17 protein-coding genes are annotated in these 21,236 nt (G+C 37.6%); 7 read left to right on the forward strand and 10 right to left on the reverse strand.

The annotated features are described in order from the left end of the window. Nucleotides 1-104 precede the first annotated feature (104 nt). The 3 genes from WFN33_RS03580 to WFN33_RS03590 are packed head-to-tail and all read left to right on the forward strand — an operon-like array spanning nt 105 to nt 2,612. A complete protein-coding gene (locus tag WFN33_RS03580; RefSeq protein ID WP_336951542.1) occupies nt 105-1,226 on the forward strand; it encodes a class II histone deacetylase in 1,122 nt (373 codons plus the stop codon). Between the two features lie 46 nt (nt 1,227-1,272). After that, a complete protein-coding gene (locus WFN33_RS03585) occupies nt 1,273-1,425 on the forward strand; it encodes a hypothetical protein (RefSeq protein ID WP_336951544.1) in 153 nt (50 codons plus the stop codon). Further along, entirely contained in the window at nt 1,422-2,612 is a 1,191-nt protein-coding gene (locus WFN33_RS03590) for an MFS transporter (protein ID WP_336951546.1), read from the forward strand. Before WFN33_RS03585 ends, WFN33_RS03590 begins: the two co-directional genes overlap by 4 nt. A 163-nt stretch (nt 2,613-2,775) precedes the next feature. Here WFN33_RS03590 and WFN33_RS03595 read toward each other — a convergent pair whose 3' ends face one another. The 3 genes from WFN33_RS03595 to WFN33_RS03605 form a co-directional block, all read right to left on the reverse strand. Next, on the reverse strand, nt 2,776-3,720 hold the full coding sequence (locus tag WFN33_RS03595; RefSeq protein ID WP_336951548.1) for a helix-turn-helix domain-containing protein: 945 nt from the start codon (nt 3,718-3,720) through the stop codon (nt 2,776-2,778). Nucleotides 3,721-3,939: 219 nt separating this feature from the next. Then, the gene (locus WFN33_RS03600) at nt 3,940-5,295 is read right to left on the reverse strand and encodes an aminotransferase class III-fold pyridoxal phosphate-dependent enzyme (RefSeq protein WP_336951550.1); all 1,356 of its coding nucleotides are present in this window, start codon (nt 5,293-5,295) and stop codon (nt 3,940-3,942) included. A gap of 27 nt (nt 5,296-5,322) precedes the next feature. Next, a complete protein-coding gene (locus WFN33_RS03605) occupies nt 5,323-6,747 on the reverse strand; it encodes an APC family permease (RefSeq protein WP_336951552.1) in 1,425 nt (474 codons plus the stop codon). A 631-nt stretch (nt 6,748-7,378) separates the two neighbouring features. Between WFN33_RS03605 and WFN33_RS03610 the strand changes: the two genes are divergently transcribed. Continuing rightward, nucleotides 7,379-8,737 (forward strand): amino acid permease, encoded by a 1,359-nt coding sequence (locus tag WFN33_RS03610; RefSeq protein ID WP_336951554.1) that lies wholly within the window; start codon nt 7,379-7,381, stop codon nt 8,735-8,737. Nucleotides 8,738-8,995: 258 nt separating this feature from the next. Continuing rightward, on the forward strand, nt 8,996-9,772 hold the full coding sequence (locus WFN33_RS03615; RefSeq protein ID WP_336951556.1) for an IclR family transcriptional regulator: 777 nt from the start codon (nt 8,996-8,998) through the stop codon (nt 9,770-9,772). Nucleotides 9,773-10,173: 401 nt separating this feature from the next. Here WFN33_RS03615 and WFN33_RS03620 read toward each other — a convergent pair whose 3' ends face one another. After that, nucleotides 10,174-11,562, reverse strand: a complete 1,389-nt coding sequence (locus WFN33_RS03620) for a GntP family permease (RefSeq protein WP_336951558.1) — start codon at nt 11,560-11,562, stop codon at nt 10,174-10,176. Nucleotides 11,563-11,866: 304 nt separating this feature from the next. Here WFN33_RS03620 and WFN33_RS03625 point away from each other — a divergent pair, with 304 nt between their 5' ends. Then, the gene (locus tag WFN33_RS03625; RefSeq protein ID WP_336951561.1) at nt 11,867-13,027 is read left to right on the forward strand and encodes an iron-containing alcohol dehydrogenase; all 1,161 of its coding nucleotides are present in this window, start codon (nt 11,867-11,869) and stop codon (nt 13,025-13,027) included. Nucleotides 13,028-13,058: 31 nt separating this feature from the next. Then, nucleotides 13,059-14,555: a CoA-acylating methylmalonate-semialdehyde dehydrogenase gene (locus WFN33_RS03630; RefSeq protein ID WP_336951563.1), complete on the forward strand. Its 1,497-nt coding sequence runs from the start codon at nt 13,059-13,061 to the stop codon at nt 14,553-14,555. 527 nt (nt 14,556-15,082) lie between these two features. On the opposite strand, the gene WFN33_RS03635 is transcribed toward WFN33_RS03630, so the two are convergent. The 6 genes from WFN33_RS03635 to WFN33_RS03660 all read right to left on the reverse strand — a co-directional run bounded on the left by WFN33_RS03635 (nt 15,083) and on the right by WFN33_RS03660 (nt 21,226). Beyond that, nucleotides 15,083-15,367 carry a hypothetical protein gene (locus tag WFN33_RS03635; RefSeq protein ID WP_336951564.1) on the reverse strand — a complete coding sequence of 95 codons (285 nt, stop codon included), beginning with the start codon at nt 15,365-15,367 and terminating at the stop codon, nt 15,083-15,085. Continuing rightward, nucleotides 15,368-15,958, reverse strand: a complete 591-nt coding sequence (locus WFN33_RS03640; RefSeq protein ID WP_336951566.1) for a recombinase family protein — start codon at nt 15,956-15,958, stop codon at nt 15,368-15,370. It lies immediately after the preceding gene. A 399-nt stretch (nt 15,959-16,357) separates the two neighbouring features. Beyond that, nucleotides 16,358-17,392 carry a Csu type fimbrial protein gene (locus WFN33_RS03645; RefSeq protein ID WP_336951568.1) on the reverse strand — a complete coding sequence of 345 codons (1,035 nt, stop codon included), beginning with the start codon at nt 17,390-17,392 and terminating at the stop codon, nt 16,358-16,360. Then, nucleotides 17,389-19,899 (reverse strand): fimbria/pilus outer membrane usher protein, encoded by a 2,511-nt coding sequence (locus WFN33_RS03650; protein WP_336951570.1) that lies wholly within the window; start codon nt 19,897-19,899, stop codon nt 17,389-17,391. The genes WFN33_RS03645 and WFN33_RS03650 overlap by 4 nt, the downstream gene beginning before the upstream one ends. Further along, nucleotides 19,900-20,700: a fimbrial biogenesis chaperone gene (locus tag WFN33_RS03655; protein WP_336952127.1), complete on the reverse strand. Its 801-nt coding sequence runs from the start codon at nt 20,698-20,700 to the stop codon at nt 19,900-19,902. It abuts the gene before it with no gap. Nucleotides 20,701-20,719: 19 nt separating this feature from the next. Beyond that, nucleotides 20,720-21,226 (reverse strand): Csu type fimbrial protein, encoded by a 507-nt coding sequence (locus tag WFN33_RS03660; protein WP_336951572.1) that lies wholly within the window; start codon nt 21,224-21,226, stop codon nt 20,720-20,722. Between the last annotated feature and the right edge of the window lie 10 nt (nt 21,227-21,236).

Here is a 21,236-nt window from a genome sequence, read left to right on the forward strand (position 1 = left end):
TTTTATCAAAATAAAAGATTTTTTATAATTTAACTCTTGTTTATCGCTTAAAAAAGTAATATATATCCCATATTAAGGGATTTTATTGTAAATGGAATTTAATTATGATACTCAAACAAACAGGCTTTTTCTCAGATGAATGGTGTTTCTGGCACACTACAGGGCTACACGCCACAGTATTACCTGTAGGCGGATGGGTGCAACCCCCTGCAAGTGCAGCGCATGCTGAATCACCTGAATCAAAGCGCCGTTTTAAAAATTTATTGGATGTATCTGGTTTAACCAAACACCTAGATAACCGTTCAGCCTCTCCGGTCACAGAGGAAGACTTACTCCGTATTCATCCCGAACATTATCTGAATAAATTTAAAAATTTAAGTGATCAAGGAGGCGGATTGCTCGATGAGCATGCTCCCATTGGCCCAGGTAGTTATGAAATTGCCAAAATTTCAGCTGGGCTTGCTTGTGAAGCAGTCGAAAAAGTATTTCTAGGTGAATTAAACAATGCATATGCACTATCACGTCCACCAGGTCATCATTGTTTGCCAGATAAACCAATGGGCTTTTGTTTTCTTGCCAATATTCCCATTGCCATTGAACGAGCTAAAGCTAAATTGGGCTTAAATAAAGTTGCAGTGATTGATTGGGATGTTCATCACGGTAATGGTACGCAGCAAATCTACTATCAACACAATGATGTGCTCACCATCTCCTTACATCAGGAGCATTGTTTCCCGCCAGGCTATCGTGGTGCTGAAGATGTAGGAGAAAATCAGGGGCACGGTTATAACATCAATATCCCTCTATTGGCAGGCTGTGGTGATGAAGCTTACCTTTATGCCTTTGAAAGCATTGTACTGCCAGCTTTGGACAAGTTTAAACCAGACATGATCATTGTGGCCTGCGGTTATGATGCTAATGCTTTCGATCCATTGGCTCGTCTTCTACTACATAGTGAAACCTTTCGACGTCTAACACAACTCACCAAACAGGCAGCAGAGCGGTTATGTCAAGGCAAATTAGTTATGGTTCATGAGGGTGGTTATGCCGAATCTTATGTTCCGTTTTGTGGTTTAGCTGTCGTTGAAACACTTTGTGATATTCGAACTAAGGTACAAGATCCGTGTATAGAACTACTCAAATTACAACAACCCAGTGAACACTTTAATCAGTTTCAGAAGCAATTAATTGATCAACTCGCTCAAAAAATAAACTCAAACTCATAACTCAACGATTCATTGCATGGAAGAAAATGACTTCAAGGAGAAGATTATGTTAGATCGGATATGGGCTGGATGGAAGATTTCAGATGAACATTTTCAATACGGTATTGCATGGCTATATTTTTTAGCGAGTGTTCATTACAGAGAATTCAAACTGAATTGGCTTAACAAAAAAATAAAAACCATGGGAGAACAAGAATGAATACTCAGGCTTTTTTTGATTCAAAAGGACATATTTTTGCGCTGTGTTTCTTTGCAGCTATTGGTCCCTTGGTGATGATGACCACCCCAGTGCTCGCTTATCAACTTTCAACTGAATGGCAGTTTGCGCCCTCACAGGTCGGAACATTTTTCTTTTATGAGCAAATATTTATGGGCATTGCGGCATTGCCTGCAATTTATTGGGCGAAACGCTATTCACCACAGAAAGTGATGAAATTTTTTATTGGCTTGTTTATTTTGGGAAATTTTCTATCTTTATTTGCAGATAGTCTGACTACACTGGTGCTTACACGCTCATCCGCAGCCTTTGCCGCAGGCAGTATCATGATTGTCACCATGGCGTCATGCAGTATGACCTCCAAGCCTGCTCGCACGTTTGCCTTATGGTTACTCGGACAAACACTTTTTGGTGCCTTAACCATCTTGATTTTACCCCACTTGTTTGCACAGTTTGGTTTAAAAGCATTCTTTGTGCTTTTAATTGCCCTCATGCTAATTGCAGCACCTTTTTATAAAAAACTCAGCAATGAAATACCTCAAGCATCACAGCAAATTGAACCAAATGCCCATAATTCTTCAAACCAATCCATCATATGGGGTATCATCGGAGTTGCGTCGGTTCTATCCTTTTTTATGTCCATCAGTAGTATCTGGACCTTTCTCACCAGCATTGGTCTCAACTCAAAAATTCCTGAAGCATCTATAAATGGCTATTTATCCTTCGCCACTTTATTTGGAATTATTGGCTGCTTTATTGCGACGCTCATTGGACATAAGATCAGTCGAATGATTGTTGTGTTCATTGGCTTTGGGCTGTTCTTTGTTTCACTTTACTTATTATTAGGCACAATTGCGGCTTCAACCTTTATGACAGCAATTATTGTTTTTAAATTTGCATGGATGTTTACTTTCCCATTTATACTCGCCAGTTTAGCGATCATGGATCACACAGGCAGTATTATGAAGTATGTCAGCTTGATGATTGCAATTGGTATGGGGGTGGGCCCTGGTGTTTCAGGTCAAATTATCGAACATACAGCAAGTTTTAATACACTTGTAATGTATGCCATGTCGATGTTCATCATTTCTTTAATTTTAGTGACTTTATTAAATAGCAAATACCATAAACACAAAAATAAGGATCAATCGCAAACTTTAGTACATTGATTTTATCCCCATAAACATCAAAGCCAGTCAAAAGACTGGCTTTGATGTTTTAGTGCAACCCCTTTGAATGAAAGTTTTGAGCAAAAATTACCTCATCTTTTCATAATGAATCACTCGTAATTATACAATCCGATAAATTTCATCATCCATGACTCATCAGAATTTATTTGCACTTTGCCAATGTTTGCGATGGTGATTCACCAAACAGTTTCTTATAGTCTGTCGCAAATTGCGATAAGTGCCAAAAGCCCCAATCGCTGGCCACTTCACTTACTGAAGTGGATGCAGCATTTTGAATAAAACTACGCCTTACACCATTTAAACGTAGATGTTTTAAAAACTGTGCGGGACTTTCTCCAGTGATCAACTCAAAACAGTTCTGTAGGGTACGGCGTGAGGTAAAGGTTAACTGGCACAACTCGTCCATCGTCAAAGGATTATTCTGACAAGAGTACATCGCATCTAATGCGCGTTGGACTACTTTTCTTGCTTTAATGGTTGATACACGAATCACATGTCGTTGTTGCTGTAAAGCTTGAATATATTGAAAACCTAGATCCAAAATCTCAGATTTTGCCTGCTGCATACTAACTAAATTTACGCTGTCAGGAAGTTTAGAGAGGTTATTTAATAAAGTTGAGAGCTTAGAATAAATTTCTTGTGCTAAGTGTTGATCAATTAACATACTTGCACCTTGTGGAATCTCTCCCGCCTCCCCCAATAAAGAAATGGGTAAACTTAAAGATAAAAAGGACGATTGCTCTGGGGTTCGCATCATAATTTCACCACCTTGGCATAATGAGATAATTTCTGCGCCTTGTAATACTTGTCCCATCCACAGTGCGGAGTTAGATAAATTTGAAAAAACACCTAAACACAGTGAGTCCGCCTTTCCTTCTCCACTTTGAAAAATTGCAGGACTGATTTGTTCTTCATAAATTTGAATATCATCTAGCCAAAGTTCATTTAAATGACTTTCAAAATGACCTGAAGAAAGTTGGTCATAGGATAAAGACCAATCTTTTAAAATTTGGGTATGTTGTAAAGACTCACGTATTTGAAAGGCATGCAACAAACCTGTATTTACACTTGGTTCAACGACTAACATCCGTGCCTCGCTTTACCTAAAAATACAAAAAAAATCTTACACTTAGATTTAAATGAAAAATAAAACTCACCTTTTATTGTAAAACTAATCCTTTATTTCACAAGCCCTTAAGTGTAAATATTCCAATATTATCTTTACAAGCTTTTTAACAAATAAAACAGGATCAAAGTGCCGCATAGCGCAGACACTTGATCCTGTTTTTAACACAAATTTGTCGAGTTATACATCGACCTGTTCAAATGCTGTCTGTAATGCATTGACCAATAACTCACAACCCGCCTGATCAATCACCAACGGTGGGGCTATTACAATTTTTGGTCCGACAGGGCGAACCACTGCACCTGCATCACGACAAGCTTCGGTAATACGCCAAGCTAAATTATTATCAGGCATAATCGATTCACGGGTTTTCTTATCTGAAACCAGATCAATTGCTAACATCAAACCTTTACCACGTACATTACCAACAGATGGAAATCTTTCTTCAAAGGTTTTTAATTGGTTCAGTAAAGTATCACCCATTTTGGCTGCATTGCCAGGCAAGTCTTCTTTTTCGACAATATCAAGGACGGCTAACCCTGCTGCACAGCCTAATGGATGCCCACCATAGGTATAACCCTGCATCAAAATACCTCGATGATCTTTGTTTTGTAAAAAGGCTTCTTCAATTCGATGATTGATCAATGTTGCTGAAAGCGGGATATAACCAGAGGTTAAAGCCTTGGCAAACACCATAATGTCAGGTTTTACCCCCCAGCCTCGTGAACCAAACATATGACCACTACGACCAAAACCGGTCACCACTTCATCCGCGATCAAGAGTATTCCATATTTATCACAAATCTGACGGACTAAAGGCCAGAAATTGGCAGGAGGAACAATCACCCCCCCTGCACCTTGAATGGGTTCTGCAATAAATGCGGCCACACTGTCGGGACCATAATATAAAATGTCTCGTTCCAGCTGTTCAGCAACTAACTGTCCTAATTGCTCAGGATCATCACAGTTCCAAGGATTGCGATACAACCATGGCGATTCAATTTGTGAACAGCCCTCCAAAACAGGACCATAGTTCATTCGATAAATAGACAAACCACCCACTGAAGTCCCGCCAAAATGCACACCATGATAAGCATTTTTCAATGAAATAAAGCGAGTCCGTTGAGATTGTCCCTTTAAAATCCAATATTGACGTGCTACTTTTAGAGCTGTTTCAACACCATCCGAGCCTCCTGTCCCATATAGCACTCGTGCCATATTTTCCTGAGCAGTCATTTCAATGAGTTTGTTTGACAAAGCTTCTGCTTTTGGATGGCTCACACCATCAAATAACTGATAGTAAGCCAGCTCGTCCATTTGTTGATTAATCGCTTGTTTAACTTCTGCACGATTATGCCCAACATTGACACACCATAAACCCGCAAAGCCATCCAGCATTTTACGACCTTTATCATCCCAGATAAAAAGCCCATCTCCTTTGACGATTCGCAACGGGGTCTTATCCACCCAATTATTGGGATGAGTCATAGGATGCCAGAATTGATAATCTTTTTTTGCAACCATTTGGCTATTCATAGAATAAGCTCCTTGTATATTTTGATGTTAAGAATGAATAACAATATTTGTGACATCTTCATATTTTTGTGGATTGATATGTTTCAACACACGGGCTGTGATCATGCCAATGACCATACAAGCCAGCAGTAGCCAAGGTAAAAACAGCACGACTGGAGAAGATGACCCACTCAACATTTCCAGATTTGCAATCACCACATACAGTATGACCAACATACCGAGTGCTGAAATAATCGGTGCAATCAAACGGCTCCAGATCGAGACAGGTAACGCTTTGCGTTGTCGAAAATATTTTATTACTGCGAAAGAAACGCCGATCTGTAATACCAAAATTGCCATACTTCCGAGTACAGATGCCCATGCAAAAATATTAATCATTGGATCAAGTTTAAACAGCCCGAAAGTTACTAAAGCGACAATCATAAAAATGCCTTGGACGATACTGGCAATATAAGGAGTTTTATAAACAGCATGTGTCTTGGCCAATTTGGACCATAACAAACCATCACGGCTAATGGTAAATAAGTAACGTGACAACGAATTATGGAACGCTTGAGTTGCTGCAAATAAACTGGTGATCAATAGAATTGAAATGACTTCAACAGCCCACCCCCCTAGCAATTGTTCAGCGACACTGTAAACATAGACACCTGGATCTTTCGCTGCCTCAGTAGCTATTTGGCTAGCACCTGTATATTGCACCAACACCCATGCAGTTAAGGCATAAAAAAGCGTAATTAAAATCACAGCAGTAAAAGTTGCTTTAGCCACAACTTTTTTGGGTTCTTTACATTCTTCAGCATAAATTGCTGTTGCTTCAAAACCGATAAAAGAACAAATCGCAAAAACCATGGCAATCCCAAAATTACCATTTAAAACCGTACTGGGTTGAAAAGAGCTAAACTCCCAAGTCACTGGTCGAGCCATAAAGACTGCATCCATCAGCAAAACAATTGCAATCTCAAGTAGCATGAGTACACCAAGGACTTTTCCGCCAATTTCAACTTTGGCAATCCCCAGTCCGATGACCACCATTTGCATCAATGCTGCATATGCCCACCAAGGCAAACTGCTACCCAAGTGTCTCGTAACAAAGAGTTCAGTAAAGAAACCAAACATTGCACTGCATGAAAGTTGCATCGCAGCATAAGCAAGTAAAGCAACATTGAATCCCGCTAAACCACAGGTAAGCCCCAGTCCTTGCACAATATAAGAATAGAATGCGCCTGCATTGACAACATGACGGCTCATTGCTACAAGACCGAAACTAAAAATGAGTAATAGCGCACCTGCAATAATAAAAGTACCTGCTACCCCAGCTCCATTACCAGCCATAAAAGCGACAGGCAATGCTCCAACCACACCAGTTAAGGGTGAAGCTGCGGCGACCACAAAAAATACAACGTACCATAGCCCTAAACTTCCTTTTTTTAATTTATATTCTTTTGACATGCTGATCTCCTTCCTTGATCATCTCTTGAGTCTATAAAGGAAGAACTATTGAGTGTTATCAAAATATGGCAATTTTAGCGATCAATCCTGATAGAGATACTAGGAAGGGATAAGCCCTATTCTTGAAAACATAGTAGATAAAACTAATGATTAGAAAGATAAGTAAGAGTAAATGTGAGATCTGATCATTTCTAATCTAACTTAATTTCTTATAGAGCTCATAAAGGGCAGTAGACCAAGCGCGCCTATAATACCCGCTCAAAAAAAAGATACGGTCAGGTCGATTTCTCCTGAACTTCAAGCCTTGGTTGGTTACTCATTTCCCCCCATTCATCGGTATGTTTGAGGGCAAACATCCATTATGCACTTTGAAACAATCTTAATCGGCTTGTTTCATAAGCCTTTTTTAAAGTACAGATTAATATCCCTCTCATGCTAGCCTTCTCCCGTTGGGAGAAGCCTCATTCAATAGCGATATGATGTACTCAACATGAGCTTTATTGATTGATAAAATCGCTCTAATATTCCAGAGTTCAATATCTTTTAAAATTCCAGCTGCAATATCGTTTTCAAACTAGGTTATCTATAACCAATCAATTACAATAGCTTCTTTTATTCAGCACAGCATATTTTGAATCGCTCATCTTCCCAATTAAAACGTGGACTTAAAAATCGTCATATCCAATTGATCGCTATGGGTGGCGCTGTGGGTACAGGATTATTTCTAGGTTCTGCACAAGTCATCCAATCTGCTGGCCCTTCGATTATTTTAGGCTATGCCATCGTCGGTTTGATTGCCTTTTTAATCATGCGCCAAATGGGTGAAATGATTGTAGAAGAACCTGTTGCAGGTTCATTCAGTTATTTTTCACAAAAATATTGGGGAAAATTTCCTGGCTTTTTATCTGGCTGGAATTACTGGGTCATGTATATTTTAGTCGCCATGACTGAGCTTACAGCGGTAGCTAAATATGTGCATTATTGGTGGCCGCATATCCCCGCTTGGGTCTCTGCTTTATTTTTCTTTGTCATCGTGACTGGTTTTAATCTGGGCAATGTTAAATTTTATGGTGAATCAGAATTTTGGTTAGCCATTATCAAAGTTGTTGCTGTGATTTCGATGATTGTATTTGGTTTATATCTTTTGCTCACAGCTGGTGCTGATTCAACTGCAACTGTGGCAAACCTATGGCAACATGGTGGATTTTTCCCACATGGTTTTTCAGGGCTGTTTTATATGCTGGCCTTTTTAATGTTTGCATTTGGCGGCATTGAATTGATTGGGATGACCGCTGCTGAAGCAGAAAATCCTGAAAAAAGCATACCACAAGCAGTCAATCGCGTGATTTTCCGCATTTTAGTTTTTTATATTGCTTCTCTTGCCATTATTATGTCATTAATCCCATGGAATCAACTTGATCTGGGTGGTTTAGATAAAAGTCCCTTTGTAATGATTTTCAGCCAACTGGGCTTAGGCTGGGCAGCACATTTACTCAATTTTATTATTTTGACTGCGGCACTTTCAGTATATAACAGTGGTATGTATGCCAATAGCCGTATGCTGTATGGGCTTGCAGTACAAGGCAATGCACCGAAGATGTTTGCAAAAGTGAGCAAACAAGGTGTTCCAATATCTGCTGTGGTATTTTCTTCTATTCTAATTTTTGGCTGTGTGTTACTGAACTATTTTGTGCCTGAAGAAGCATTAAGTCACCTGATGTATTTGGCTGTTGCTGCTTTGGTTTTAAACTGGGCAATTATTAGCTTTACTCATTTAAAATTTAAACAAGCCATGAAATTGGAAGGCAAAACCGTAAAATTCCCTTCAATTTTTTCACCTATTAGTAATTATATTGTTTTAGTTTTTATTAGTATGATTCTATATATCATGTGGAAACAAAACTTTAAGGAGTCTGTCATCTTGATTCCTATCTGGATTATGGTGATGTTTGGATTATTTAAAATTTTAAGCTGGAACAAGTCACGCTAATATTTAAAAAGGCTTATTGAACCGAATAGGCCTTTAATGATTCTAATATTCTCAGCGTTCCATAACCAGAATTTGGTTAAAGTATCTAAAAACTTTTTTTCACAAAAGCTCGAATGATTGACGTAGAATTTCTTACATTGAGAAGTCCAAATCTACAACGATAAAGCATTGATAAAAATTTCATATCTACAACTTTCAAGTGATAATATTCATAAACTCAAGTTGCTATGAATGAAGCATGTTCTTTTGGAAAATTTTATGACGCAAGATACAAAACGAAATAAAGGTTCATCGATCACACGAGTACTTGAGATTTTAGAAGCAATTGGTGAAGCAAAACATCCCCCCTCTCCACTTGATCTCTCTTTAGCACTTGATATTCCAAAACCCAGTATTCATCGACTCATTCAATTATTAGAAAAAGAGGGTTATGTCAAAGTAGATTTACACGGTGGCTTGTTGGTGGGTGGAAGAGTCAAACACTTATTATTCAATGTTTGGGAAAATGAAAAATTTAGAATTGAGCGATTTTCTATTTTAGAAAAGCTGTCAAATAAGATTGGCGAAACCTGTGGTATTGCCATACTACAAGATAATCATATGCTATACGTGGACCGTATACAGACGAACTGGCCATTACAGGTATATTTACCTGTCGGTTCAACAGTACCTGTTTGGTGTACATCAAGTGGTAAGCTTTTTCTAAGCCATTTATCCGCAGAAAAAAGGAAAAATATTTTAAAAAATATCCCAATTACACAGTACACAAAAAACACCATTACAGATCCTAATTTGCTTGAATCTGAAATTCAGCGCATTGGCGTAACAAATTTAGGTACAGACAATGAAGAGTTTATAGCAGGTATGGTGGCTTGCTCAGTTCCTATACTCCACCCCAACGGTGAAATCATTGCTTGCTTATATACCCATGCACCAAGCATTCGAAAATCTTTAGATGACTTAATCAGTTATCAAGATGCATTAAGAGATGCAGCCACAGATTTAAATACTTATATCAAAAACTCTATCCATTAAAAGATGAGAGCTCGTGATTACACTTGTTGTATTAGTCAAAAAATTGAGCATTGAATACCGATCCCTAATTTAGACTGTCTATTCAATGGCTTGCTGATAATTTAATGAATTACACGTAATCGTTTATAATGTTGCGACTTAGAATTCGCCCCTAAACGCGTGTACATGTGGAGGTACAGGACGTACCTCTCAACTAATATGAGCAAAAAAAGCATAGCTTGGTTTGCAGCGCAAGGTTTGGCATCCCCTATGTAAACTTTAACTGTAAAGAGTGTATTACAAGCTTTTAAATCCAACATATTCATTTCTATGGAAGAATATAAGTTGCATAATTTATAAAGTTTACTGAGGCATAAGAACTACTCAACATGCACAAGCATCTAGTCTCAACAATTCAGTCGTTAAAATGATCCAAAATATGTTCCAAGCGTTATCACTCCGATCAGTGCCATCAGGGGGAAAATAACTGCGACAACAAACATGTCATAATAGGACTGTTTATGTGTAAGACCGCAAAGTGCAATAATAGTAATCACCGCACCGTTATGTGGAAGTGAGTCTAAAGAACCTGAAGCCATAGAAGCGACTCTGTGCATTAATTCTGGTGAAATACCAAAATCTTGCGCTAGGTTCATATAGGTTTCGCCCATCGTATTTAATGCGATACTCAAGCCACCAGAAGCAGAGCCGGTGATGCCAGCCAGTACATTGACCAAAATTGCTTCTGAAACCAGCGGATTACTGGGTGCTAAACTGACTAAAAAATCTTTTAAAATGACAAAACCAGCTAAGGAAGCAATAACTGACCCATATCCAACTTCTGAGGCAGTATTAAAAATCGGTAAAAAAGAAGAAGAAACACCATTTTGAATGCTGTCTCGAATATCGTTAATTCGCTTCCAATTTAGACCAATAATGGCAATACATGCGATGACCAATGCCGTAATAATAGACCAAAGGCCAATCACTGAATTCAAACTTGTATTACCAAATTGAGCAGTTGCCAAATATGAAGTATCCATATTTGGAAAAATTACTTTAGATAACATTAAATTAGATAAAATAACCAATACAATCGGGATCATTGCAATTAGCAAACTCGGATCTGAGTGGGTTAAAATTTCTTTATGATTTTCGATGTGATTACCATACCCTTCACCTTGTTTTATTGAATGCTTGACTCTTCTATTTAGCCACCACATCCCCGTAATTAACATAAAAATTGATGCAATGATGCCAAGAACAGGAGCCGCATATAGATCCGTTTTAAAATACGGCATTGGGATTGCGTTTTGAATCGCGGGAGTTCCAGGTAAAGCAGTCATGGTAAAGGTTAATGCACCAAGCATAATTGCAGCTGGAATGAATCGTTTAGGAATACCCAATTCTTTAAATAATGCCGAAGCAATGGGAAATACTGCAAAACCCACTACAAAAAGTGAAACACCACCATAAGTTAATATCGCACAGGAAATAACGATCGATAACATCGCGCGGTGATGCCCTAAACGTTCAACAAAAAAAATTGCAATCGTACGGGCCGAACCACTATCGTCCATGAGCTTTCCGAAGACTGCACCTAAAAGGAAAAGTGGAAAATATTTGATAATATAACCACCTAAACCACTCATAAATACTTGCGAATAAAATCCTAATAATTCATGTGTCATTCCACTCCAAATGACTGCAAACAGTGCAAGTACAGGCGCCAAAATAATGACACTAAAGCCTCTATAAGCTAAATACATCAGCAAAATCAAAGAAACTACTATTCCAAATAGTCCTAACATCTTAAACTCCATTTATTTAATTATTATGATACATATTGTATCGATATACATGTATATCCAATTTTTAATGATGAAGCTAGATAAAAATATTTTCCACTTTAAAAAATCACTCAAGATATTGTTATTTATATATAAATATTTTTATTTTAGTAAAAATCATAAAACGCCTATTTACATATTAATTTATATTGATACGATACATATCAATATACAAGTATTATAAAACTAATCTACAGCATGCAAACTCATCATTTTCAAATGAAAAATGCATGTAAATGGAATGAAACTAAAATGGAGTTCGCTGATGTCACATACAATTTTATTGCCCCGATTTATTGAAGTTGGAAAAAATGCTAGAAAAAAAATCCCTGAAATTTTAAAAAGCTTAGGCTGCCATAAACCATTGATCATTACCGATCAAATGATGGTGAAATTGGGCTATATCGCTGATATTCAAAATATTCTCAAAAATGAGCATATTGAAGCAGACTATTTTGATCAAACTATTCCAGAACCAACATCAAGTTCTATTGAGGCTGGAGTCAAATTTATTCAAACAAAACAATATGATTCAATTATTGCCATTGGTGGTGGGAGTCCAATTGACAGCGCAAAAGCGATTGGTATCTTAGGTCGCTATGGTGGAAAAATCAGAGATTACAAATTTCCTCGGCAAGTCAATGAACAAGGCTTACCGATTATTGCTGTTCCAACAACTGCAGGGACAGGTTCCGAAGCAACCAAATTCACCATCATTACCGATGATGAAAGCAATGAAAAAATGCTTTGTGTTGGTGCTGGTTTTATGCCGATCGCTGCAATTGTGGATTATGAACTTACTTTAAGCTTGCCTGCTCGTACCACAGCGGATACTGGGATTGATGCCTTAACACATGCGATTGAAGCCTATACCAGTAAAAAAGCCAATTTATATAGTGATACCCAAGCATTGGAAGCAATGCGCTTAATTGGACCCAATCTAAAAAAAGTCTATCTAGACCCAAGTGACAAAGGTGCCAGAGAAGCTTTAATGCTTGGTGCAACATTGGCAGGTGTGGCTTTTAATAATGCTTCGGTCGCTTTAGTTCATGGCATGAGCCGACCTATTGGCGCATTTTTCCATGTCCCACATGGTTTATCGAATGCCATGTTATTGCCCATGATCATCGAATATTCAATTCCGGCCGAACCTGAAAAATATGCTGATTGCGCAAAAGCCATTGGCGCAGCGCAGCAAACTGATTCTGTTGAATCTGCCAATGCTAAGTTAATTGAAGCATTAAAAGACATTAATTCATCACTGCAAGTGCCAACCTTGGAAGCTTTTGGTGCAGATAAAAGATATTTTGATGAAGTTGTAAATACTATGGCAGAACAGGCACTTGCTTCAGGCTCACCCAGTAATAACCCTCGTCTACCGACGAAAGAAGAAATCGTAAAACTTTATCAACAATTATGGTCTTAATTTTTCAACGAAAATAAACAAGGAGATATCAATGAATACCATCGGGCATTTCATTAATGGACAACTCTCAACTGAAGCAAGCCGCACTCAAAAAGTATTTAACCCAGCAACAGGTGAATCAAATTCCGAAGTTGCCATTGCTAGCCAAAAAACGGTACTTGAAGCAATAGTAGCAGCAGAAAATGCATTTCCTGCATGGCGCGACACACCCGTCATCAAACGTGCGCGAGTCATGTTTAAGTTTAAAGAGTTACTTGAAAAGAATGCAGATAAAATCTGTGAGCTAATTGGTTTAGAGCACGGAAAAATTTGTCATGATGCTGCAGGAGAATTACAGCGCGGTATAGAAAATGTTGAATATGCTTGTGGTGCCCCTGAGTTTTTAAAAGGTGAATTTTCAAAAAATGTAGGCCCCAATATTGACTCTTGGAGTGAATTTCAGCCTTTAGGTGTCGTTGCAGGGATTACCCCTTTTAACTTCCCAGTGATGGTGCCGCTTTGGATGTTCCCAATGGCAATTGTCTGTGGTAACTGCTTTATTTTAAAACCATCCGAGCGTGATCCATCCTCAACATTATATATCGCACAATTATTAAAAGAAGCAGGTCTTCCCGATGGTGTCTTCAATTTGGTCAATGGGGATAAAGTTGCTGTAGATACACTTTTAAACGATCCACGTATCCAAGCCATAAGCTTTGTCGGCTCAACTCCAATCGCTGAATATATTTATAAAACGGCAACAGCTGCGGGTAAACGTTGTCAAGCTTTAGGTGGTGCAAAAAATCACGCGATTATCATGCCAGATGCTGATGTAGATAATGTGGTTAATTCTCTACTTGGTGCAGCTTTTGGTTCATCAGGTGAACGTTGTATGGCACTTTCTGTTGCTGTTGCAGTCGGTGATGAGATTGCGGATACCGTGATTACAAAACTTCAAAATGAAATCAGTAAATTAAAATTTGGACATTTTTCCAATAAAAATAATGATTTTGGGCCTGTAATCACAGCAGACCATAAAGCTAAAGTGGTTGGTTTTATCGACAGTGCTGAGCAACAAGGTGCAAAAATTGTCGTGGATGGTAGACAAGCAACCGTTGGTGACTATAAAAATGGCTTCTTTGTGGGACCGACCTTAATTGATCAAGTTACACCAAACATGCATAGTTATCAGCAGGAAATTTTTGGTCCAGTCTTACAAATCATGCGGGTAGAGACTATGCAAGAAGCTATGGATCTGATTGATAATCACGAATATGGTAATGGTACATGTATCTATACTCGTGATGGAGAAGCAGCACGTTATTTCTCTGATCATATTAAAGTGGGGATGGTTGGCATCAATGTTCCTTTGCCTGTACCTGTCGCTTATCATAGTTTTGGGGGGTGGAAGCGCTCACTATTTGGTGATTTATATGCATATGGTCCAGATGGTGTCCGTTTTTATACACGCAGAAAAACGATTACTCAACGCTGGCCTTCTGCGAACATCCGTGAAAATAAACAATTTTCAATGCCCACTTTAAATTAAGATTTTTAAATTAACACAGTTTATTTATTTATCGATTTACTATTGCGATTTGGGAAGTATCTAACATTTTTTGATATTTCCCAAATTCTTCGATATCGGCTTCCTTAAAATAAATTTATAATTTCTCTTAATAAAATCACATATAAATTCTCTCTTTATAAATAATTTTAATTGAATGTTTTTTAAGATCACATAATTCAAAAAAATAGTCTCTTAGATCAAAACATTAATTAAAAAACAAAATTAAATACTTGTTATTTATACTATTTAAATCAATCATATTATTTACATGAGTAAATTAGCATAAAATAATACTATAAAATTCTATTTTTTATAAAAATTTTTATTTGCATAATATATTAATTACCATCGCCATACTTTCAAATAACCAACATTAAAAAAATTAAAAACATAACTTAAAAATATAAATAGATGTATATTTTTGATTTAACTCAATCATTTAACTTACTATTAAACTTATAAAGTTAATAGCAAAAACCCATACCTGCATTAAAAAATTATAAAATCTATTTAAATAATGATTTTGTTAAATCCACAACATATAGACTTGATCCATATAAAAATATAATGGTTTTTCCTCCATGCTTAATTCCTTGAACTCTATAGTTGACCAAACCATTTAGCGACTTAATTTCAATACTATACTGACTGATCAAATTTTTTGCTTTTTTATGATTTGCTTGTCGTAACACATAAACCAATTGCACAATAATTGTTTTCTTAACATCAGTTTTTTTTTGAGCAATTGCAAACCTGCTTATATGATTCTTATCAAGTTTTTTATTCCTCATCTATTGGTCGTCACTATTAATGACATCAGAGGATTTTAGTATTAAGCGTTGGATTACAGTTCGAGTAACTGAATAATGCTTAGCGATTGAATAAATGCTGTGACCTTTTTTAAAATTCTCCAAAGCTTCTTTTTTTTGTTTATCGCTTAAAATTTCAGGACGACCAACACGCTTTTTTGCTTTATTGAGGACACTTTTTTTTGAAATATTAGCTTTTCCTTCAAAATCAGCACATAGCTTCAAAAAGTGTATAAAAAATTTCTTAAGGTCTCCTGAGATTTCGTTCTTTGAAAACTCTAAACAAATTAATTTAATTTTTTTTTTAAATATTAAATTAGCACTTGAAAAAACTTCATTAAAATTCCCACCTAATGAATCAATTCCATTGACTAATAATATATCTCCACTTTCCATAGAATAATTAACTAAATTAATAAATTTATTTCTGTGCTTTAATGATATACCAACTTCTACTTCTTCCACAATGATTCTCTTAACTGGTATTTCATAACCCGCATTTGAAATAAAATCAACACAAATATTTTTATTTATAGATATATTGTCAACTCTACAATATGCATAGACACGCACAACAGATAACCTTTTCATTTAAAAAAAATATTATAATATTTAATTCACAAAAAAAACACCTGTTGAAAATTATATTTATGTTTTAAACACTACAAACGTTTCAAATAACACACCCATAAAAATAAATAAAAATACAAGCGTATAAAAAAATAATATCTTAATTTGAATTTTTTCTTTTACATTTTAAATTTTAAATTTATAAAACACTCTATATTCTCACTTCAAAAAACAAAATGTTTACAAACAAAAAATTTAAAATAATACTTTCAATTAAGAAAAACGATGAACGGTAATTTATATTAAAGATAAATTTATGATTTACATTAAGTCTTATAATTTATTTATATGTTTATTTTTATGACATCATAATTTTTTATCATGATGTCATTATCAGTATTACTAGAATTCAACCTGTACAGTCACAGTATCACTGTATTTATCAGCCGGTAAATTGTCAGGATTATTTTCAAGGATTTTTGTTGTGAAGGTATAACCCTGTTGAGTTTTTGCATCATAAATACCAGCATTTGTGGTTGCATTACTGCTTGACCATTTCTCAGCTCCGTTGCTGCCCCAACGATCAGTAGTTGAATTTTTATATATTTCATAACGTAGAAAGTTATTGCTATTGACCGCCTTCATCGCACGTTGATTACCACTTTGTGGATATAACCCATTGTTTAATCCCACATTATAAGGCGTTTTTACAGAACAGCGTACTCCCATTGAAGTTTGAACAGGCTCAAAGGCTGTCGCAAAAGCAGCCGTTCCAAAATTAACATCTCTAGTTGATATGCGACAATCAGGTAGAACCTCAAGGCTTAAGTCAAAAGCAGAATCTCTACCACTCCCCCAAGAACCTCCCCAAGTATCAGGACCAAATCCTAAATATCCTCGACTAAAACCAGGGCTTTCAAATTTGGTAGAAAATGCTCCAATCCCAAAACCTGCTACTGAATACCACCATTTTAGTTTGAATGGCTGTTCAGCTTGATATATCCCAGGTGATACGGCTTGGCCTGGATTAACATTTGCAATAAATTGTAAGGAACCACCGGGTCCACTAAATAAGTTCACAAGTGAAAATCCACCTAAATCTCTTTCAGATCCGACTTTAATTACATTGTTATTCGTATCTAAATAATTTACTGTAATGCGCTCACCTGTCGCATTATTTATATAGTTGACTGGCATTTGATCTATTCGATAATATAAATAATTCGTTGTTAATACAGTCAAAAATGCCTGACAACTCATCCCTGAATTAAACTTTGTAGATTGTATCCCCGTTTCGGCTAATGTAATTGAAGGAATCTTCCCAATCGAAGTATTGCCACTGGTGCTAACTTCACAATCTGCATAACTCTGAGCAGTAATCAATATCAACCCAGAGAATAAAAGGCCTGTGGGTATTATTTTTTTCAAAGTAATCATGGTTTAACCACCTCATGACAAACAACCGATTTAATCACTGCGATCTGTTGTTGCGCTTTTTTTAAATCTAACGAAAAATTTGCTTCACATAGGTGCTGATCTGGCAGTTGCACTCGAATTGTATTTTCTGCCGCCAGATCTTCAAGATAAGCAATTCCATCCATCCCTACATAACTCGATTCTTGATCTGTACGATGTACCACCGCACCCACTGGAACCGCTTGCCCATTACTCTGTACCAAAGACACATTTGCCGCATAAGATTGTTTAATTGGGAAACCAATCACTACACCTGAACCGCGTTTTGCCGCAATCCGATTTTCAACTTGAGTTGCATTAAAGTTAGAAGGTAAATCTATCGGGTTGATGCTGTATTTGGCTGCGTAATACGGGGTCACTGACGGTACAAAAACATAACCCTTGGCATTACTCCGCCCCACAAGGCTGTTTTCATAATGCACAGGAACATCTGCAACTTTGTTAGTATCAATCAAGGCAAAAGACTCACCCAATCGATTGGCAGCAAAGACATTGCCTGACATCAACACTACTGAACCAGAAAGTCCAAACCAGTAGTTATAGTCATTGCTACCCGACATGCCGATATCGGTATTAAAATATTGGTTACGGTAGCTTATTCGTGCTTGATTAAAATCATCACTTTTTTCATTAAAGCGTCGAGTTAAATCTACACCAACCCCTCCGTCCAACGGTGCACTACGGTTATAGTTGATATAACCATAATCGCCGTTAGATTGCTGACTATAGCCTAAACTGGCTGTGGATCTGCTTTTGGAAAAAGGAACCGACAACTGAAATGCAGCACTCCAGTCTTTTTCTATAAAATCCCGATTGGCACTTAACGACACTGTCGCACCACGCAGATAGGAGGGTAATACCGGTGCCCAAGACAGGTTCATTAGTTTATTTTTGATGTCGCGGTTCTTGGTTTGGATATAGGCCACCCCAAAAGTACCTGACTTATCCGTCGCAAAATAAGTATTGGCAACCGAACTTTTATGACTGTTGGCTGAAATCAAATTGCTATATTGTAAACGCGAAAGATCATAATAGTCCTGATCGCGTTGGGTATGATTGAGACTAAATCCAAAGCGTTGCTGGTTATAGCTATAGCCTAAAGTATATTGATTTCCCTTCATGTTTTGACTATTGATCCGATTAAATTCACGGTCTGCCCAGCTTTGAGTTGCCGAACCACTTAACACACCAAACTGATTCAGCTTGAGTACTGAACCCAGTCCAGCCAACTGAATTGAATCTGAAAGTTCAACCCGCCCTTCAGCGGTGAGCCAATCATTGATCCCATAACGTGCATCCGCTGAACCAGCAAACTTGCCGTATGAAAAGTTTTTGATTCCATAATCTTCGCGGATTTGCCCCATCGACACCGAATAATCCAATAATCCAGGTTTAAGCAAAGTATTCGAAATATAAAATGGCACTGAGGTGGCCACCTGACGACCCACGCTGTCCGTGGTGACAATCACCGCCTCGCCTTTACCATTGATAAACGGAACATTATTAAGAATAAAGGGGCCTGACTGTACATCGGTTGAATTGGCTTTCTGTCCATTGATCAATAAATCTACGGTGCTTGGTAAGGTCGCTTGTCCTTTAAACTGCGGTAAAGGATAAGTAATCAAATCTGGGCGAGTACCAAAATTACGCTGGAGTTGTAATCCACCTAAACGCACTGAACTTCCCCATGCGTTTTTACTTCCGGTAATTACATCACCCGCTAAAAATGAAAATACCCTGACTGGGTCATCATATTGCCAAGTGGTGTCATAGCGACGGTAGCCATCATTATTTTGATTTGAGTCTTTTCCAACAGAATTAAAATCTGTTTTGCTATAGACCCCAGAGTTTCTCAGTACCCCATAAGGTGAGAAAAAGCGTTGTTCTGTAAATAGCGTACTGCTATAGCCACCATTCTCTGGGCGGTAGGTATAAAAGTCATAGTTATTTAATAAACCAATACCCGACTGTGCTGTTTCAGGTTGATACCAGGAGTCTAATCCACGTATTTGCACCGGCATCCAGCTGGCTGGAAGATCTAGACTAAAATACTGTTGTGCTGAATTATATTCATACTTCAATTCGGGAATCTGATTGAGGCTGACCCAATCCAAGGCCTTGCCCGAAAAGCCTAGAGTAAATACATCCAGATCAGTCAGGTTTTTTTCGGTCTGTTGCTGTAGGGCATCCACAGGCAGCTTGATCTGTAATTCATCCAGTTTTGACTGCTGGATAAAATAATGATCTCCTTTGACTATGATGGGAACAACCCGTTGTGTCGAGTATTGATTGATCACCAAGTCCAGATAGAGCTTAAATAAGCTATTCACTTCTGAAACATCTCTCGGTGGTGGAGGTAAGCCATTTGCATACACATTGCAGCTCAACATTGGGATATTCGAGATCAATATAAAGGTCAGGCTTTTGCATAAAAAAGAAGGTGAATTTAAACCAGATAAATAACCCATTTATCTCCCTCCTTGTTTTTTAATCTCAATCAACTCCTGTTGTACCCCTGAACTGTCGATTCCATACAAGCTTGTTTGACCACTTAGGCTGTTGAGTATCTTGCTGTCCAGATCAAACTTCATGGTGCTGTTTGCCAACACATAACCAAAGGCAGTTTTGCCAAAAGCCATTTGTTCTGAAGTTGGAGTCAATTTAATTCCTGAAAGTCGTGAAAATTTTGAACCGGTATTTTGAATATAAAGTTCAGGTTTACCCTGTTCATTATTTTTGACCCACCAGCTTAATATCGGTTTAGCCAAAGGATTTTTCGCATTGGTTTTTTGTGAAAGCTCAGTCAAGCCACTGCCAAGTCCTTTGCCATAGCTAAACAAGGGAATTGAATAACGCATCTGAAAACTGACTGTCGAGGCTTCTTTATCGTTTTCTGGATTGAGCTTGATCGGCAGTTCATCAACAATAATTCGATAGGCAAGTTCTTTTGTATCTGGTACTGAGGTTGCCCGAGTTAAACGCAACATATGCTTTTCACCGGCTTTGATCTTTGCCACCGGCGGACTTGGGATAATCTCAGTTTGCTCCTCAAAAGCATCTTGCTGATGATTCTGATCCCATTTAAATACCCGAATCTGTACCATGGCATCAGAGTTACCAGTATTTTGTAGCCATACCGCAGTGGCTTTTTCGTTTTCTTCAATTTTAGGGTAAATTGGCCAGATTAAAAAAGTAGCCTGTGCGAATACAGGTGAGGTCATCATCAATATTGCGGCTGCAAAGAAAGTCCTGCCCGACCATATGTTCATTTTATTTAAGCTCATAGAATCACCATGTAATCGTAATTGCGACCGTATCTTTATAAAGGCCTGCTGATCGTGGTTGATTGTTATTATTCAAATCTGCAACACCATAAACTGAAAAACCCAGTAGAGTATTCGATGTAGTGGTTGACGTCAGTGAGTAACTATTCCCACTGGTATATTCATTCTGCAAATTACTGTTCTGATAAAGCTGATAGGACACAAATTCATTCTGTTGCGCATGTTTCATCCGTCGAGAATTATTTGAGAAGTGATCTCCACCATTCAACATGACCTTTACTGGTAACCGTGCAGTGCACTGGATATTCCAGCTTTGTGCAGTATTGACGACTGACCCAGTTAACTTTCCCTGTCCCACAACAGGATGACGACCAAAATTAAGTCGCTGCTCAACATTGCTGAGTTTGCAGCCATTTTCAATGGTTGCCTGCACTTTAAAATTCGCTGTTGTTCCAGCAAATACGCACGGCCCAGCCAACATAAGCAGAACACTTAAACCTATTTTTTTCATGATTTTGTTC

The sequence above is a fragment of the Acinetobacter sp. AS167 genome, assembly GCF_037152175.1.
Taxonomy (GTDB): Bacteria; Pseudomonadota; Gammaproteobacteria; order Pseudomonadales; family Moraxellaceae; genus Acinetobacter.